Here is a 16,615-nt window from a genome sequence, read left to right on the forward strand (position 1 = left end):
GCAGCTTGCCTCGCTGATTTGATTTGGAGCCGGACCGGCTTGCTTAGCGACGTGAGATGACCGTCCGGACGCCGACTATCGCCCGTTCTTCTTCCGCCATTCCGCGAAATCGGTCATCGTCTGCGGATCGGTGGCCGGATAGAGGCCGAAGATGCCGCGGCCCTTGCCGACTTCCTCGGTGACGAAATCCTCGAAGGCCGTCATCTCGAAGGTCTCGTTGGCGATCTCATCCGCAAGATGTGCGGGGATGACGATGACGCCGTCGCTGTCGCCCAGGATGACATCGCCGGGAAACACCGGCGCATCGCCGCAGCCGATCGGGACATTGATCTCGATCGCCTGGTGCAGCGTCAGGTTGGTCGGCGCGCTCGGCCGGTGGTGGAAGGCGGGAAAGCCGAGCTTTGCGATCTCCGCGGAATCGCGGAAACCGCCATCGGTGACAACGCCGGCGACGCCGCGCTTCATCAATCGCGTCACCAGGATCGCGCCGGCTGATGCCGCACGCGCGTCCTTGCGGCTGTCCATCACCAGCACCGCGCCGGGCGGGCAGTCCTCGACCGCCTTGCGCTGCGGATGCGCGCGGTCGCGGAACACGTCGATGGTATTGAGGTCCTCGCGCGACGGCATGTAGCGCAGCGTAAAGGCCTCGCCGACCATGGTCGGCTGTTCCGGGCTGAGCGGATGCACATCCTGGATCATCTGGATGCGCAGGCCGCGCTTGAACAGCGCGGTGGCGACCGTGGCGGTCGAGACGGTCTTGAGCTTGTTGCGGGTGGCGTCGCTGAGTTTTGACATTGCTAGGTCTCTCTCATTGGTCGTCATTCCGGGGCGATCCGACGGGACCGCGAAGCGCGGCCCGGAGCATCGAGCCCGGAATCCATCGAGCAGCACGCACTGCGGCGCGATGGATTCCGGGCTCATCGCTTCGCGATGCCCCGGAATGACGGGGTCACTAATAAATCGACGGCTCGCCGATCGGCGCGCCGAAGCCGGTCTCCAGGAAGTCGAAGTCGCAGCCGTCATTGGCCTGCTTGATGTGCTTCGAGAACATCCAGCCATAGCCGCGCTCGAAGCGGCGCTCGGGCTGCCTCCAGGCGGCGCGGCGCCTGGCGAGCTCGGCTTCAGGCACATCGAGATTGATGGTGCGCGCGGCGACATCGAGCGTGATGCGGTCGCCGTTCTGCACCAGCGCCAGCGGGCCGCCGACATAGGATTCGGGCGCGACGTGCAGGATGCAGGCACCGTAGCTGGTGCCGCTCATGCGCGCGTCGGAAATGCGCACCATGTCGCGCACGCCCTGCTTCACGAGTTTGGTCGGGATCGGCAGCATGCCCCATTCCGGCATGCCCGGACCGCCCTGCGGCCCCGCATTGCGCAGGATGAGGACGTGGTCCTCGGTGACGTCGAGATTGGGATCGTCGACCGCCTTCTTCATCGACGGATAGTCGTCGAACACCAGCGCCGGCCCCGTATGCTTGAGAAAGCGCGGCGCGCAGGCGCTCGGCTTGATCACGCAGCCGTCGGGCGCGAGATTGCCCTTGAGCACCGCGAGTGCGCCCTCCTTGTAGATGGGATTGTCGATCGAGCGGATCACGTCGTCGTTGTGAACCTCGGCGCCGTCGATGTTCTCGCCCAGCGTCTGGCCGGTCACCGTGATGCAGTCGAGATGCAGATGCGGCCTGATCTGGCTCATCAGCGCCGGCAGGCCGCCGGCATAGAAGAAGTCCTCCATCAGATAGGCATCACCGCTCGGCCGGACATTGGCGATCACGGGCACCTTCCGGCTCGCCTTTTCGAAATCGTCGAGCCCGATGTCCTGGCCGGCACGACGGGCCTGCGCGATCAGATGGATGATCGCATTGGTCGAGCAGCCCATCGCCATCGCCACCGCGATCGCGTTCTCGAAGGCCTTGCGGGTCTGGATGGTCTTCGGCGTCAGATCCTCCCAGACCATCTCGACGATGCGGCGGCCACATTCGGAGGCCATGCGGATGTGGTTGGCGTCCGCCGCCGGAATCGAGGAGGCACCCGGCAGCGTCATGCCGATCGCTTCGGCGATCGCGGTCATGGTCGAGGCCGTGCCCATGGTCATGCAGGTGCCGTAGCTGCGGGCGATGCCAGCTTCGATGTCGACCCAATCCTTGTCGGAGATCTTGCCGGCTCGCCGCTCGTCCCAATACTTCCAGCCGTCGGAGCCGGAGCCGAGCGTCTTGCCCTTCCAGTTGCCGCGCAGCATCGGGCCTGCCGGCAGATAGATCGCCGGGATGTTCATCGAGGTCGCGCCCAGCAGCAGCGCCGGCGTGGTCTTGTCGCAGCCGCCCATCAGCACCACGCCATCGACGGGATGGCTGCGCAGCAGTTCCTCCGCATCCATCGCCAGCAGGTTGCGGTAGAGCATGGTGGTCGGCTTCAGAAGCGATTCCGACAGCGACAGCGCCGGCAGCTCCAGCGGGAGGCCGCCGGCCATCAGGATGCCGCGCTTGACGTCGTCGACGCGCGACTTGAAGTGCATGTGGCAGGGCTGGGCGTCCGACCAGGTGTTGAGGATCGCGATGATCGGGCGGTCCTTCCACTCCTCCGGTGCATAGCCCATCTGCATGGCGCGGGAGCGGTGGCCGAAGGAGCGCAAATCGTCCGGCGCAAACCAGCGCGCGCTGCGGAGCTGGTCGGGCGTTTTCTTCTTGGTCATGATTGGGTGCCCCATTTTTGGACGGTATTCCGCTCGATCGCGCGGAAGATCAGGTTCTCGACAAAGAGCCCGATGATTATCACAGTCAGCAGTCCTGCGAAGACGGCGGGAATGTCGAGCAGGTTGCGGTTCTCGAAGATGAACCAGCCGAGCCCGCCCTGCCCTGACGACACGCCGAACACGAGCTCGGCGGCGATCAGGGTGCGCCAGGCGAACGCCCAGCCGATCTTGAGGCCGGTGAGGATCGAGCCGAAGGCGGCCGGGATCAGGATCTTTGCGACATAGGGCAGGCCGCGCAGGCCATAATTGCGGCCGACCATGCGCAGCGTGTTCGACACGCTCTTGAAGCCGGAATGGGTATTGAGTGCGACCGGCCACAGCACCGAATGGATCAGCACGAAGACGAGGCTGCCATTGCCGAGCCCGAACCAGATCAGGGCCAGCGGCAACAGCGCAATCGCCGGCAGCGGATTGAACATCGCCGTCACCGTCTCCAGGAAATCGGTGCCGATACGGGTCGAGATCGCAAGCACGGTGAAGATGGCGGCAAGCGCGATGCCGGCCGAATAGCCCATGAACAGTACCTTCAGCGAGGTCCAGGCCCGCATCGGAATGGTGCCGTCCTTGATCCGCTCGAACAGCGTGATGAAGGTGTCGTGCAGCGTCGGAAACAGCAGGGGATTGTCGAGATAGACGCCGTAAGCTTCCCAGATGGCGGCCAGGAAAAGGATGATGACGGTCTTGCGGACGAAGCCGTCGTTCCACAGCAGCTCAAGCACGCTGAGCTTGCGCTCGACTTCGCCGGCTCCAGTGGACGTGGCGGCCGGCGCGGCTCGCAGCAGGATTCTCGCTTCGCCCATGGCGGCCTCTCTCAATGCGCCGTTTCGGCTTGCGCAAACAGGAGATCGTGGATCTCCTTCTCCAGCCGGCCGGCGCTGCCGTCGTCATTCGAGACCCGGTCGACATCGACGACCTCGGCCTTGACGCGGCCGGGATGCCGCGACAGCAGCAGGATGCGATTGCCGATCCGGATCGCTTCCGCGATCGAATGGGTCACGAACAGCACGGTGAATTTGGTCTCGCTCCAGAGCTGGAGCAGCTCGTCCTGGCAGGTCCGCCGTGTCAGCGCATCGAGCGCCGCGAACGGCTCGTCCATCAAGAGAATGTCCGGCTCCATCGCCATGCCGCGCGCGATCGCGACGCGCTGCTTCATGCCGCCGGACAGCGTGTGCGGATAGGCATCGACCACGCGGGTCAACCCGACCTTCTCGATATAGGCCCGCGCGCGTGCCTCGGCCTCCTTGCGCGGCAACCGACGCGCGGTCAGGAGCGGAAGCATCACGTTCGCAAGCACGCTCTTCCAAGGCAGGAGCTGGTCGAACTCCTGGAAGATCATCATGCGGTCGGCGCCGGGGCCGTGGATCTCGCGATCGTTGATCGCCATGCGGCCTTCGCTCGGAATCATGTAGCCGCCGACGGCCTTGAGCAAGGTCGACTTGCCGCAGCCGGAGGGACCGAGCAGCACGAAGCGGTCGGACTTGTCGACGGTGAAGGAGACCTTTTCGGTTGCGGTGACGACGGCGCTCGTGGTCTTGTAGCGTAGCGTCACGCCGCTGACATCGAGCAGCGCCATCAGTTGCCCTTCAGGTCATGCGCGACCGGCAGGTAATAGTCCGTCCACGCCTTGGGCTGCGTCTTCAGCGTCCCGGTCCGATACAGATGCGCGGCGAATTTCATCGTGCCCTGCGGCTCGAGATTCCACTCCATCATGCCGGGCTCCTTCAGGAGGTCGAGCAGCTCCTCCACCGAGGTCTTGTCGCCGGTGATCTCCTTGTAGATCTCGACAGCCTGCCTGGTGTCGCTCCGGATCAGGTCCTGCGCTTCCTTCGTCGCATCGCGCACCGCCTGGATGATCTTGGGATTGGCGTCGGCGAATTTGGTCGTGGTGAAGAATTGCGCCTGGCTGAGCGGCCCGCCCATCACGTCAGGCGAGGACAGCACGACATGCGCGCCTGGCACGTTCTTCAGCTCCAGGAAGGTGAACGGCGGAATCGAGAAGTGGTTGTGCACCTCGTGCTTGGGATTGGACAGCGCCGCATAGGCGTCGGGGTGACCGAGCTGCACCGTGTTGGCATCGAGCTTCGACCACTGGTCGGCGCCGAACGCTTCGGCGGCCGCGATCTGCAATACAATGGCCTGGGTCGAGACCTTGACCGTCGGTACCGTGATCTTGTCGGCGGGCCCGAAATCCTTGATCGACTTGATGTTGGGATCCCTGCTGATCAGCGTCATCGGCTGCGCCGAGGTCGCGACGATGCCCTTGACCCCGCCGCGGGTACGATCCCACAGCAGCAAGAGATTGCCGGTGCCGGTGTTGAGGATATCGACGCCGCCCGCGAGCAGCGCGTCGGTCTGCGCCGCCGCCGGAGAAGGTGATCCATTTGGTGGTGACACCGGACACGCCCAGCGCAGCGGCGTGCTTCTCGATCAGCTTCTGCTTCTCCATGATGTGGCTCGGCATGTAGAAGATGCCGGGCTGCCGCGATAGCGAGATTTCGGATTTCTGCTGCGCCTGGGCCGACGCGGACACGAAAAGGCCGACGAGCACCGCTGCCGCGGCAAGGCTGTGACGAAGATATCTGATCATTGTTGTGCGTTTCCTTCCCGGGAGGGCGGCGGCGTGCGTTGACCGCCCTGATGCACTAATATATTAGTGCATCAAAGGCAAGCCGGCGGGAGCCACCATGGAACTACCCCACACCGCGCCTCGCTCGGTGCTGCGCCCCGGCGCCCGGCTCGACCGCGCCCGTCAGGCCGCGCCGCAGGTGTTCGAGCGGCTGCGCAATGCGATCATCGCCCTGGAGCTGCCGCCGGGCTCGCCCCTGTCGCGCGCGGAGCTCGCCGGCCAATTCGGCGTCAGCTCGACGCCGGTTCGCGATGCCCTGATGCGGCTCGAGGAAGAAGGCCTGGTGGACGTGTTTCCGCAGCACGCCACCGTCGTCAGCCGTGTTGATGTCGGTCGCGCCCAGCAGGCGCATTTCCTGCGCCAGGCGCTCGAGCTCGAGATCGTGCGGCTGCTCGCGGAGCATCACGACAAGGCCCTGATCAGTCGGCTCGACCACATGATTGCGCAGCAGCAGCAATCCGCGAAGGCCGGCGACTTCGAAGGCTTCATGGCCGGCGATAACGAGTTCCATGCGCAGCTCTACGCTGCCGCGGGCAAGCAGGATCTCTGGGGGCTGGTGCGCAGCCGCAGCGGACATATCGAGCGGCTGCGCCGGCTGCATTTGCCCTCACCCGGCAAGGCCCAGAACATCCTGCGGCACCATAAGCTGATCACGCGGGCAATCGAAGCCGGCGATGCCAAGGCCGCGCAGCAGCATTTGCGCACGCACCTGTCGGGGACGCTCAGCGAGCTCGACAAGATCCGCGCCCGTTATCCGGAATATCTGAGCGACTAAGGCCCCGCCCGGGCCCACGGCTTTGCATGCCGCGCTGTGCACGCGAGCGTGCACATACCCGACGAAAAGTCCGGTCCCCGAGCCGTACGACAGAAGGAATCGTTTCGCTCGCGAAGCGCTTGCGGGCCGGGCAGAATCCGCGCAACAATTTCATATTTGATGCGTCGACTCCACTCATCGAATTGGACCTCCCATCGAGCTCGGAGGACTGGAATTTGGCTAACATCCTGATCGTGGATGACGATCCGGCCGTGCAGATCACGATCCCGCTGATCCTGGAAAGGGCCGGTCATCGCGTGACGGTCGCAGGCGATGGCCACAAGCCGTTCCGGCCCGAGGCGCTGCTCGCAGCGGTCGATGGCTGCCTGGCGGCGGCCCGGCCGGAGGCTTCCGATGTCAGCACCGGTCGCCGATGATGAGGACGCCCGCCCCGCTTCCTCCGAAACCAAGCGGCACGATGCCCCGACCGGGACGAAGTCGGACATGACACTCGCGACGCGGCTGGCCATCGCCATGATCCTGCTGGTCGCGATCGCGGTCTCGGCAGTCGGCCTCGTCAGCTATCGCAGCCTCGAACAGGCCTTGCTGCCGCGGGCGCTCGACCGCATCGAGAGTCATTCGCGGCAGCTGGCGTCGGAGCTCGAAGCCCACGCCAACGGTGCGCGTGGCGACATCAAGACATTCCGCTCGCGCGCCGCCGCGCGCGGCATGATCGACGCCCATTTCAACAACGGAATGGATCCGGTCGACCACCTCTCCGAAAAGACCTGGCGCGAGCGCCTGCTGACGCGCCTCGTGGCCGATGTCGGGGCCAATCCGGCCTATGCGAAATTCCGCATCATCGGCGTCGACGGCGCCGAGTATCTGCGCGTCGACCGCTCCGGCCCGAACGGGGCGGTTCGCGCGGTACCCGACGAGTCCCTCCAGAAAAAAGGCGATCGCTTCTTCTTCAAGGAGGCCATCAAGCTCGCCGAAGACCGGATCTACGTCTCCCCCGTCGATCTGAATGTCGACGACGGCGTCATTCAGACGCCGTATGTTCCGACCCTGCGCGTCGCAGGACCGGTGTTCGGCCCCGATCATCAGCTGTTCGGGATCGTCGTCGTCAATGTCGACATGGGCAAGGTGTTCAATCGCGTCCGTGCGTCGATCCGGCCGGGCGAAGAGGTCTATGTCGTCGGCGCAAACGGCGACTATCTCGTCCACCCCGATCGCAGCCGCGAATACGGTTCGCAGCTGGGAAAGCCGACGCGATGGCAGAACGACTTCCCGTATTTCGCGTCGCTGGTCGGCACCACCAACAGCGCGTCGCAGATCGTGCCGGACCGCAGCGGCAAGCCGGGAGGCGCGGCGATATCCCCTGCGATCCTCGCCGAAGACCAGTGGGTCGGCGTCATCCGCGGCGTCCCCAATGCCGCCTTCATGGCCCCCGCCTCGGCCATCCAGCACACCAGCCTCGGCGTCGGCCTTGTCGCGGTCCTGGTCGCGGCCGTGCTGTCGGTGCTGCTGGCGCGGACCCTGACGCGGCCGATCGGACAGTTGACCGCGGCCATCGAGCGGGTCGGCCGCGACAACTCTCCTGCCATTCCGACGGATGCGCCGGGCGAGACCGGCGTGCTGGCGCGCGCCTACAAGCGGATGTTCGAGGAGATGAACGCGAAGACATCAGCGCTTGAGCACGAGGTCGAGGAGCGACGACGGACCGAGGTCGCGCGCGACCACCACGCCGCCCGCGAAAGCCTGTTCAGCGCGGCGGTCGAATCCTCCGACGATTCGATCGTCATGCAGACGCTCGGCGGCATCATCACGGGCTGGAATCCGGCGGCCGAGCGCCTCTACGGCTATTCGGCCGAGGAGGCGGTCGGCAAGCCGACCTCGATCATCGTGCCCGATGACCGCCGCGAGGAAGGCAAGGACTATCTACGACGGATCGCCAGGGGCGAATGGATCGAGAATTTCGAGACCGTGCGGATACGCAAGGACGGCAGCCCGGTCGAGATATCCGTGAGCCTGTCGCCGATCAGAGGGCCCTCGGGCGAGATCATCGGCGCCTCCGGCTCGGCCCGCAGTCTCACCGAAGCGCGACGGACCGAGCGGGCCCTCCAGCAGCAGCTCGAGGAACGGCGGCAGCTTTTCGACGCCTCGCAGGACCTCATCATGATCATGAACTCGCGTGGTCATATCATGCAGATCAGTCCGAGCAGCGAGACGATCCTCGGCTACAGGCGGGAGGAAATGATCGGCCGCAGCGGCGCCGATTTCATCCACCCCGACCATCTCGAGCAGTCCCGCGAGGAAATGCGGGCGCTCCGGCGCGGCAAGCACCCCAAACTCGCCGACACGCGCTGCTTCCACAAGGACGGACACGAGGTGTGGCTGTCCTGGCTCGGCAACTGGTCGGACCAGGCCAAACGCTTCTTTTTCGTCGGACGCGACATGACCGAGGCGCGGCACGCCGAGGAATCCCTGCGCGAGAGCGAGCAGCTTGCCCGCAACATCGTCGAGACTGCGCTCGACGCCTTCGTCCAGACCGACGAGGCCAGCAAGATCCTGAACTGGAACTCGCAGGCCGAGGAGCTGTTCGGCTGGCGCCGCGACGAGGTGCTCGGCAAGAGCACGATCGATCTGATCGTCGCCGAGGGCGATCGCGACAGGGTCAAGGCGGGCCTGAAGCACTTCCTGGAAAGCGATGATGGCAGGACGCTGAACCGCCGCCGCGAGCTCATGTGCCGGCGCCGCGACGGCAAGGAATTCAAGGCCGAGCTGAGCGTCACGGCGCTGCAACGCCGCGAGGGCATGCTCTTCAACGTCTTCTATCGCGACCTCACCGACAAGATCGCCGCCGAGGAGCGCATCCGCCATGCCGAGAAGATGGAGGCGGTCGGCCAGCTCACCGGCGGCGTGGCGCACGACTTCAACAACATCCTCACTGTCATCACCGGAACGATCGAGATCCTGGCGGAGGCGGTCGAGAAAGAGCCGCAACTCGCCGCCATCACCAAGATGATCGACGAGGCCGCCGCGCGCGGCGCCGAGCTCACCCAGCACCTGCTCGCCTTCGCGCGCAAACAGCCGCTCCAGCCGCGCGAGATCGACGTCAACTCGCTGATCATCGACACCGCGAAACTCCTGCGGCCGACGCTGGGCGAGCAGATCCTGATCGAGTCCGTGTTCGAGGACGAGAGCTGCGTGGCGATCGTGGATCCCAACCAGCTCACCACCGCGATCCTCAACCTCGCGCTCAATGCACGCGACGCCATGCCCAGCGGCGGCAAGCTGATCCTGGAGACCGGTGCCGCCTATCTCGACGAGGTCTATGCCAGCGCCAACGACGTCCGGCCCGGCCATTACGTGCTGATCGCGGTGAGCGACACCGGTGCCGGCATCCCCGCAAGCATGCTGGCCAGGGTCTTCGACCCCTTCTTCACCTCGAAGGGACCCGGCAAGGGCACCGGGCTCGGGCTCTCCATGGTCTACGGCTTCATCAAGCAGTCCGCAGGCCACATCAAGATCTACAGCGAGGAGGGCCACGGCACCACGATCAAGATGTACCTGCCGCCCGGCAAGACGGCCACCGTGATCGGCGAAGGCGTGACGCCGGCGACCATCGAAGGCGGACACGAGACCATCCTCGTGGTCGAGGACGACCGGCTGGTGCGCGACTACGTGCTGGCGCAACTGCATTCGCTTGGCTACGTCACCCTGCAAGCGGCAAACGCCGCGGAGGCGCTCGCGATCGTCGCCACCGGAAAGCCGTTCGACCTCCTCTTCACCGATGTGATCATGCCGGGCAAGATGAACGGACGGCAGCTCGCCGACGAATTGCAGAAGACGCGCCCCGATCTCAAGGTGGTCTATACGTCCGGGTATACCGAGAACGCGATCATCCATCACGGCCGGCTCGATTCCGGCGTTCTGCTGCTGGCAAAGCCCTATCGAAAATCGGATCTCGCGCGGATCCTGCGCAAGGCACTGGAGGGGTGAGGCGAACTCATCGCGCCTTCTCGTGTCCCGGACAAGGCGCAGCGCGGCTGCGACGCAGAGCCGGACCCAGGACTGATAGCCGTCGAATTGGAGAGATGGGCCCCGGCTCGGCAGCGCATCACTGCGTGACGCGCTGCGTCCGGGGCACGAGAGAGCGCCCGTCTACGACGCCCGCTGGGCCGCGGTCATCACGATGCGGATCAGATCGGCGGCGTTGCGCGCACCGAGTTTCTTCATGATGTTGGCGCGGTGGTCCTCGATGGTGCGCGGGCTGATCCCGAGCGTGCGGCCGGCTTCCTTGTTGGAGGCGCCGGAGGCAAACTGCTCGAGCACCTCGCGCTCCCTGCGAGTCAACGGCTCGCGTCCGGGGAAATGCAGCGAGCTGAATTTCGGCGATGCATTCTCTGCCTGGCGCCGCGCATAGGCGCCGATCGCCTCTTCGAGCCGGCTCACGATCTCGCTGCCGCGGAACGGCTTCTCGATGAAGTCGAGCGCGCCGTTCTTGATCGCGCTCACCGCCATCGCGATGTCGCCCTGGCCCGAGATCATGAAGATCGGCGCCGGATAATCCTCGCCGTGCAGCTCCCTGAGGATGTCGAGGCCCGACTTTCCGGGAATGTGCACGTCGAGCAGGATCGCAGCCGGTGTTCGGCTTCGCGCGACGGAGAGCAATGCTGCGCCGTCTGCGAAACAGATCACTTCATAACCAGCCGCCTTCAACACCATCGACAGGGTGTCGCGAACGGCAGGGTCATCGTCGACCACGAAGATTTCACCGCGAGAGGTTTGTTCGGCCATGTGCCAGGTCCATTCGGCATTAGAAGACTCGCGTCCGCGCCAAACGTTATGGCGTTCGGCGCGGATTCGGCCCACCCGTATTTGTACGGGACATGGACTTAACGCACAAGTAGCGGCAAGGAGCCTATTTGCAGAGGGCGGAGAATATCCATGCTAAATTTTGCTGGCACGCCTCTCGTCACGATGCCCGAAACTGACAGCCGTCAGTTGATCGCGGCCGATCTTCGCTCTCTGATCGCGCGGATCGAGAGCAGCATGCGCCTGATCGACGCAGCCATGACGCAGGAGAACGATAGCGCTATCGTTGGTTCCGCCGACATTTTCGTGCTCGACGACGTCACCCCGCGTTATGCCACAGCGAGCGCCGCTCTCAACGCCTGCCGGGCGGGGCTTGGCCACGCGCTGCAGTGCCTGTCGGATTCCGGCGACCCGTCCGAGATCGCGGTCAGCGCGGCGGAACGGCCGCATCTGACCGCATAGCAGTTCCGCGTATCAGGCGCGGTGACGCGCCACGATCGCGTCGGTGGCCACGCCGCCCCAGGTATGGATCACCGGCAGGCCCATCGCGGCCTTGCCGAGATTGGCGAGGCTGATGCGCAGGGCCGCGAGATCCAGCGGCTTCGGCAGGCTCTGGAGCTCGATCCCGACGGAGCGGGCAAAACTGCGGGCGGCGCTGCGGCGCTTGCCGTCCATGCCGCTGATGACGATCACGGAGCCTGAGAACTTCGCCGCCGCCATCTCGCGCAGCACGTCGATGCCGTCGCCGTCCTCCAGCACGAGATCGAGCGTCACGCAGTCGAAGCGCGCGGACCGGAGCTTCTCGATCGCTTCCGCGACCGACGGCGCCACGGTGACTTCATGGCCGGCCTGCTTGGCGGCGACCGTGATCAGGCTGCGCTGCGTGGCGTCGTCGTCGACGACCAGGAGCTGAAGCGCGCGCCGTTCGGCGACGTCGGGCAGATTTGACGGGATGGGGGAGAGAGAGCTTCTTGGCATTACCGTACCCTGCGATTGAGACCGGCAATCGATACACGGCTCGCGCTTAAGCCCCGTAAAGCTGCTGCGGCGAATTCACTCGGATGTTTTAGCAAATGTGAAGCAACGTATCCGGAAAGGGAGGCGCGCAGGCGTCAGGCCGCCGCGTCATGGCCGCCGGCCGCGCCGCGCTTCTTCCTGTTCTTGCCGCGCAGGAACTGGATGTCCATTTCGGCGCCGTTGACGCGCACCAGCTCGCAGCGGCGATAGGCAAGCCCGGTAGACGAGAGCAGCAGGAAGAACTCCTTCAGGTTCAACCCCTGGATCGAGCCTTCCACCGTGAGGATGGCGTCGGTGTCGGAAATCGCGTTGAGCTTGCAGTCGCGGCGCCAGGTGCCGTCGATGGCCATGATGCAGACATCATAGCCGCGGCTGAACGTGACGCGTTCCCCACCCTTGCCATCCTCTGCCATGCTTACAATCCTGCTATCGCCGCCATGCGCGGCGCGGCGCCGGCGAGCGCCGGCCTGCCCGCCGCTGCACGGGCGTCATTCGGCTTGTAGAGCCCGCGCCGCTCCGCGATCGGCCTGAAGGCATCGGTCAGTCCGACCACGGTCTCCGCGGCGCCCAGCACCAGGAAGCCGTCACCTTCGATCTGGCGCGCGAGGCGGTTGAAGATGTTGATCTTGGTATCCTGGTCGAAATAGATCAGCACGTTGCGGCAGAAGATCACGTCGAACGTGCCGAGCTGTGCGAAATCGTGCAGCAGGTTGAGCTGCCGGTGCTGGATCATCGCGCGCAGCTCGGGATTGATCTGCCAGGTCTCCCCGGTCTGCTTGAAATATTTCACCAGCATCTGGATCGGCAGGCCGCGCTGTACTTCGAACTGGCTGTAGACGCCGGCCTTGGCCTTCTCCAGCACCTCCTGCGACAGGTCGGTCGCAATGATCTCGACGCGCCAGCCGGTGAGCGCCGCGCCCATCTCCTTCAGGCACATCGCCAGCGAGTAGGGCTCCTGCCCGGTCGAGCCGGCGGCGCACCAGATGCGCACGCTGCGGCGGCCGGCGCGGGCTTTGAGGACTTCCGGCATGATGGTGTCGCGGAAATGATCGAACGGGATCTTGTCGCGGAAGAAGAAGGTCTCGTTCGTGGTCATGGCTTCGACCACGCTGGTGGCGAGCGCGCTCGATCCAAGGCCGTGCAGCTTCTGCACGAGCTCGGTGATGTTCGAGAGCCCGGCCTTGCGGGCGAGCGGCAGCAGGCGGCTTTCGATCAGATATTGCTTGTCTGCGGACAGGTCGAGACCGGAGTGATCCCTCAGGAACTTACGCAGATACTCATACTCGGTCGGGGTCACGGATAGCCTCTCGCAAGCTTTACTGGGAACACTCAGGCCAGTGATATTCAGGCAAAGGCTTGTCCGACCGGGATCAAGCCGACTTCGGCGAACTTGTCGGCGATAATGTCCTTGTCGAACGGCTTCATGATGTACTCGTTGGCGCCGCCGCTAAGCGCCTGGGCGATATGCGCCACGTTGTTCTCGGTGGTGCAGAACACGACCTTGGGTTGGTCGCCGCCGGGCAGGCGGCGCATGTGGCCCATGAACTCGAAACCGTCCATGACCGGCATATTCCAGTCGAGCAGCACCGCATCGGGCAGCTTCTGCTGGCAGATCTCGAGTGCCTTTGATCCGTCCTCGGCCTCGGTGACTTCGAATTCCAGACCTTCCAGGATACGGCGTGCGATCTTGCGCACGACGCTGGAATCATCGACGACCAAACATGTCTTCATTTTGGTTCTCCGGCTTCGATGTTTTTGGGGTTCACGCAGCCATTTGCACTTTGGTTTCGAGCTCGAGGACGCGATCGACGTCGAGGACGACCATGAGCTGGCCGTCGAGGCGGTGGACGCCGCCGGCGAGCTTGGCCATGCGGGGGTCGAGGTTGACGGGGTTGTCCTCCTTGCCGTCCTCGGGCAGGCGCAGCACCTCGCCGATCTGGTCGATCAAAAGGCCGTAGGATTCGCCGCGCAGGTCGACGCCGACCGCCATCGGCGCCTTGCCGGCCTCGGCCTTGGGCAGGCCGAGCCGGGCGCGCATGTCGATCACGGTGACGATGCGGCCGCGCAGGTTGAGCACGCCGGCGATCTCGCGCGAGGCCAAGGGGACGCGGGTGACGCGCTCGGGCATGAACACGTCCTGGACGCGGGAGATCGGCAGGCCGAACAGCTGGCCGCCGATCATCGCGGTGACGTACTCGACCATGGCGCCCTCGGCGGTCTGCATCTTGCTGCTCATCGAAGTATCTCCTTCCCCGCCGCTTGTTGTTGGAGCATGATCTTGTCGGAAAACCGCTTCACACTTTGCGCTAACGCGGCCCTTCGGGTCCGGATCATGCGCTAGGCCGCCGCCCGGCTCAGCTCGGCGGCGCCGGCGGCGCCCGCGGTCTGCTCCTTCAGCGCCGCGATCAGCCCGGGACGGTCGAACTTGGCGACATAGTCGTGGAAGCCGGCCTGCCGGCCGCGCTCGATCGCCGCCGGCGAGACCAGCGCCGAGAGGCCGATGATCGGCGTTCCCGCCAGGTTGTGGTCCGCGCGCAGCGCCTCGGCGAACTCGAACCCGTTCATGTCGGGCATCTCGATGTCGGTCAGCACCACGTCGAAGTTCTGGCCCGCGCGCAGCGTCGCCAGCGCCTCCTGCGCGCCGCCCGCGGTGCGCACCCGGTAGCCGGCCGCCTTCAGCACCGGCGCCAGCATGTTGCGGAAGAAGGCGCTGTCGTCGACCAGCAGCACCGACTGCGCGTGCATCGACGGCTTCATCTCCTTGCGGGTGAACCAGTCGGCGAACGCCATCGGCAGGAAGTGGCCGACGTCGATCACCTCGGTGGCCTGGCCCTTGATCACGGCCGAGCCGAGAATGCCGCTAGCCGTGCCGCCGACCTCGATGTTGAGCCGTTCCTCGACGATGTCGATGATCTCGTCGACGACGAGGCCCATCGAGCGGCCGTCATCGGCGAACACCAGGATCGGCTGGGCGCCCTGGGACGCGATGGTGACGCCCTCCATGGCGACCAGCGGCATCAGCTGCTCGCGGTACTGCACCATGTAGCGGCCGTTACTGAACTCGATCTTGTCGGCGGGCAGCTCCTCGAGGCGGGTGACGAGGCCGAGCGGCACCGCCTTGGGCTGGCTCGAGCCGGCGCGGAACACCAAGAGCGAGGTGGTCTGCTCGCCGCTTCCGATGTGATGGGCGGCGGCCTCATCGGCCAGGTCGTGGGCCGAGGCGCCGGCGGCGCCGAGCGCCTTCGCAATGCCGTTGGGGTCGATGATCATGATCACCGCGCCATCGCCGAGGATGGTGTTGCCGGAGAACATGTCGATGTGGCGCAGCTTGGTCGACATCGGCTTGACCACGATCTCTTCGGTGTGGAACACGCCGTCGACGACGATGCCGAAGGTCTGGCTGCCGACCTGGGTCACCACGATAAAGCCGTTCTCGGGATCGCTAGCGGCGCCATCGTCGATCTTGAGCAGCTTCTTGAGGTGGATCAGCGGCAACAGCTTGTTGCGCAGGCGCAAGACCGCGGTGTCCTTGATGCGCTCGATGCGGTGCTCGGAGTTGGCGCGGGCCCGCACCAGCTCGACCACCGAGAGCTGCGGGATGGCAAAGCGGTCGCCGGCGGCCTCGACGATCAGCGCCGAGACGATCGCCAAGGTCAGCGGGATCTTGATGGTGACGGAGGAGCCTTCGCCGGCGACGCTCTTGATGTCGATGGTGCCGCCGATCTGGTCGATATTGGTGCGCACCACGTCCATGCCGACGCCGCGGCCGGAGACCGAGGTGATGGCGGCGGCGGTGGAGAAGCCCGGCGCGAAGATGAACTTGTGGATCTGCGCCTCGCTCATCTTCTCGAGCTCGGCCTCGGTGACGAGGCCGCTCGAGAGCGCCTTGGCCTTGATCTTCTCGGTGTTGAGGCCTCTTCCGTTGTCGGCGATGCAGATGATGATGTGGCCGCCCTCGTGATAGGCGGACAGCCGAATCGTGCCCTGCTCGCCCTTGCCGCTCGCCAGCCGCTCGGCCGGGGTCTCCAGGCCATGGTCGGCGGAGTTGCGCACCATGTGGGTGAGCGGATCCTTGATCAGGTCGAGCACCTGGCGGTCGAGCTCGGTGTCGGCGCCGTGCATCTCGAGCTCGATCTGCTTGCCGAGTTCGCTCGACAGGTCGCGCACGATGCGCGGCAGCTTCTGCCAGGCATTGCCGATCGGCTGCATCCGCGTCTTCATGACGCCCTCCTGCAGCTCGGCGGTGACGTTGGAGAGGCGCTGCAACGGCACCTTGAACTCGGTGTCCTCGTTGCGGCGGGAGATCTCCAGGAGCTGGTTGCGGGTCAGGACCAGCTCGGAGACCATGGTCATCAAATGCTCCAGCGTATCCACGTTGACGCGGATCGACTGGTTGGCGATGCGGTCGCCGTCGGCGGCGGTCTCGTCGGCCATCGACCTCTTGGGCGCGGCCTTCTCCCGGGCGGCGGGTTTGGCGGCGTCCTTGACGGGCGCCGCGGCGGCCGGCGCCGGCGCGGCCCTGGCGACCGGCGTCGGCACCTCGATCGCGGTCTCGCGGAAGGCGCGCTCGAGTTCGTCCAGCGACACCTCGCCCGGGCGCAGCGGGCGCTCCAGGGTCTGCGCGACCAGCGCGCCCGTGGTCAGCTGC

15 protein-coding genes and 1 pseudogene are annotated in these 16,615 nt (G+C 65.4%); 4 read left to right on the forward strand and 12 right to left on the reverse strand.

Annotated elements, in window-relative coordinates:
* Positions 1 to 75 precede the first annotated feature (75 nt).
* From AYJ54_RS11920 to AYJ54_RS11940, 5 genes and pseudogenes are all read right to left on the reverse strand, one after another.
* Positions 76 to 795, reverse strand: a complete 720-nt coding sequence (locus tag AYJ54_RS11920; protein ID WP_063699112.1) for a ribonuclease activity regulator RraA — start codon at positions 793 to 795, stop codon at positions 76 to 78.
* Between the two features lie 157 nt (positions 796 to 952).
* Positions 953 to 2,689, reverse strand: a complete 1,737-nt coding sequence (gene araD / locus AYJ54_RS11925) for an L-arabinonate dehydratase (protein ID WP_063699113.1) — start codon at positions 2,687 to 2,689, stop codon at positions 953 to 955.
* Complete coding sequence (locus tag AYJ54_RS11930; protein WP_063699114.1) at positions 2,686 to 3,549, reverse strand: ABC transporter permease; 864 nt, start codon at positions 3,547 to 3,549, stop codon at positions 2,686 to 2,688. The genes araD and AYJ54_RS11930 overlap by 4 nt, the downstream gene beginning before the upstream one ends.
* A gap of 11 nt (positions 3,550 to 3,560) precedes the next feature.
* A complete protein-coding gene (locus AYJ54_RS11935) occupies positions 3,561 to 4,322 on the reverse strand; it encodes an ABC transporter ATP-binding protein (protein ID WP_063699115.1) in 762 nt (253 codons plus the stop codon).
* A pseudogene (locus AYJ54_RS11940) lies at positions 4,322 to 5,336 on the reverse strand (ABC transporter substrate-binding protein). Before AYJ54_RS11940 ends, AYJ54_RS11935 begins: the two are co-directional and overlap by 1 nt.
* Before the next feature lie 97 nt (positions 5,337 to 5,433).
* Between AYJ54_RS11940 and AYJ54_RS11945 the strand changes: the two are divergent.
* From AYJ54_RS11945 to AYJ54_RS11955, 3 genes are all read left to right on the forward strand, one after another.
* Positions 5,434 to 6,150 carry a GntR family transcriptional regulator gene (locus AYJ54_RS11945; protein WP_063699116.1) on the forward strand — a complete coding sequence of 239 codons (717 nt, stop codon included), beginning with the start codon at positions 5,434 to 5,436 and terminating at the stop codon, positions 6,148 to 6,150.
* A gap of 215 nt (positions 6,151 to 6,365) precedes the next feature.
* Entirely contained in the window at positions 6,366 to 6,566 is a 201-nt protein-coding gene (locus tag AYJ54_RS11950; protein WP_082905620.1) for a response regulator, read from the forward strand.
* Positions 6,544 to 10,134: a PAS domain S-box protein gene (locus AYJ54_RS11955; RefSeq protein WP_063699118.1), complete on the forward strand. Its 3,591-nt coding sequence runs from the start codon at positions 6,544 to 6,546 to the stop codon at positions 10,132 to 10,134. Before AYJ54_RS11950 ends, AYJ54_RS11955 begins: the two co-directional genes overlap by 23 nt.
* Before the next feature lie 162 nt (positions 10,135 to 10,296).
* On the opposite strand, the gene AYJ54_RS11960 is transcribed toward AYJ54_RS11955, so the two are convergent.
* Positions 10,297 to 10,932 carry a response regulator transcription factor gene (locus tag AYJ54_RS11960; RefSeq protein WP_063699119.1) on the reverse strand — a complete coding sequence of 212 codons (636 nt, stop codon included), beginning with the start codon at positions 10,930 to 10,932 and terminating at the stop codon, positions 10,297 to 10,299.
* Between the two features lie 150 nt (positions 10,933 to 11,082).
* Between AYJ54_RS11960 and AYJ54_RS11965 the strand changes: the two genes are divergently transcribed.
* A complete protein-coding gene (locus tag AYJ54_RS11965) occupies positions 11,083 to 11,412 on the forward strand; it encodes a hypothetical protein (protein WP_063699120.1) in 330 nt (109 codons plus the stop codon).
* Positions 11,413 to 11,424: 12 nt separating this feature from the next.
* Here the strand turns inward: AYJ54_RS11965 and AYJ54_RS11970 are convergent, their stop codons facing one another.
* The 6 genes from AYJ54_RS11970 to AYJ54_RS11995 all read right to left on the reverse strand — a co-directional run.
* On the reverse strand, positions 11,425 to 11,928 hold the full coding sequence (locus tag AYJ54_RS11970) for a response regulator (RefSeq protein WP_063699121.1): 504 nt from the start codon (positions 11,926 to 11,928) through the stop codon (positions 11,425 to 11,427).
* A gap of 134 nt (positions 11,929 to 12,062) precedes the next feature.
* A complete protein-coding gene (locus AYJ54_RS11975; RefSeq protein WP_063699122.1) occupies positions 12,063 to 12,380 on the reverse strand; it encodes a hypothetical protein in 318 nt (105 codons plus the stop codon).
* 2 nt (positions 12,381 to 12,382) lie between these two features.
* On the reverse strand, positions 12,383 to 13,264 hold the full coding sequence (locus AYJ54_RS11980; protein ID WP_063699123.1) for a CheR family methyltransferase: 882 nt from the start codon (positions 13,262 to 13,264) through the stop codon (positions 12,383 to 12,385).
* A gap of 47 nt (positions 13,265 to 13,311) precedes the next feature.
* Positions 13,312 to 13,698, reverse strand: a complete 387-nt coding sequence (locus tag AYJ54_RS11985; protein ID WP_027554928.1) for a response regulator — start codon at positions 13,696 to 13,698, stop codon at positions 13,312 to 13,314.
* Between the two features lie 31 nt (positions 13,699 to 13,729).
* On the reverse strand, positions 13,730 to 14,203 hold the full coding sequence (locus tag AYJ54_RS11990) for a chemotaxis protein CheW (RefSeq protein WP_063699124.1): 474 nt from the start codon (positions 14,201 to 14,203) through the stop codon (positions 13,730 to 13,732).
* Between the two features lie 101 nt (positions 14,204 to 14,304).
* Positions 14,305 to 16,615 (reverse strand): hybrid sensor histidine kinase/response regulator (locus AYJ54_RS11995; protein ID WP_063696632.1); only part of this gene is annotated, 2,311 nt, incomplete at its 5' end.

The organism is Bradyrhizobium centrolobii (assembly GCF_001641635.1).
Lineage (GTDB): Bacteria > Pseudomonadota > Alphaproteobacteria > Rhizobiales > Xanthobacteraceae > Bradyrhizobium > Bradyrhizobium centrolobii.

Coding starts and splice junctions, on each gene's coding strand:
- AYJ54_RS11945 (WP_063699116.1), top strand. CDS start 5,434: ATGGAACTACCCCACACCGCGCCTCGCTCGGTGCTGCGCCCCGGCGCC.
- AYJ54_RS11975 (WP_063699122.1), bottom strand. CDS start 12,380: ATGGCAGAGGATGGCAAGGGTGGGGAACGCGTCACGTTCAGCCGCGGC.
- AYJ54_RS11960 (WP_063699119.1), bottom strand. CDS start 10,932: ATGGCCGAACAAACCTCTCGCGGTGAAATCTTCGTGGTCGACGATGAC.
- araD (WP_063699113.1), bottom strand. CDS start 2,689: ATGACCAAGAAGAAAACGCCCGACCAGCTCCGCAGCGCGCGCTGGTTT.
- AYJ54_RS11970 (WP_063699121.1), bottom strand. CDS start 11,928: ATGCCAAGAAGCTCTCTCTCCCCCATCCCGTCAAATCTGCCCGACGTC.
- AYJ54_RS11955 (WP_063699118.1), top strand. CDS start 6,544: ATGTCAGCACCGGTCGCCGATGATGAGGACGCCCGCCCCGCTTCCTCC.
- AYJ54_RS11930 (WP_063699114.1), bottom strand. CDS start 3,549: ATGGGCGAAGCGAGAATCCTGCTGCGAGCCGCGCCGGCCGCCACGTCC.
- AYJ54_RS11965 (WP_063699120.1), top strand. CDS start 11,083: ATGCTAAATTTTGCTGGCACGCCTCTCGTCACGATGCCCGAAACTGAC.
- AYJ54_RS11985 (WP_027554928.1), bottom strand. CDS start 13,698: ATGAAGACATGTTTGGTCGTCGATGATTCCAGCGTCGTGCGCAAGATC.
- AYJ54_RS11920 (WP_063699112.1), bottom strand. CDS start 795: ATGTCAAAACTCAGCGACGCCACCCGCAACAAGCTCAAGACCGTCTCG.
- AYJ54_RS11990 (WP_063699124.1), bottom strand. CDS start 14,203: ATGAGCAGCAAGATGCAGACCGCCGAGGGCGCCATGGTCGAGTACGTC.
- AYJ54_RS11935 (WP_063699115.1), bottom strand. CDS start 4,322: ATGGCGCTGCTCGATGTCAGCGGCGTGACGCTACGCTACAAGACCACG.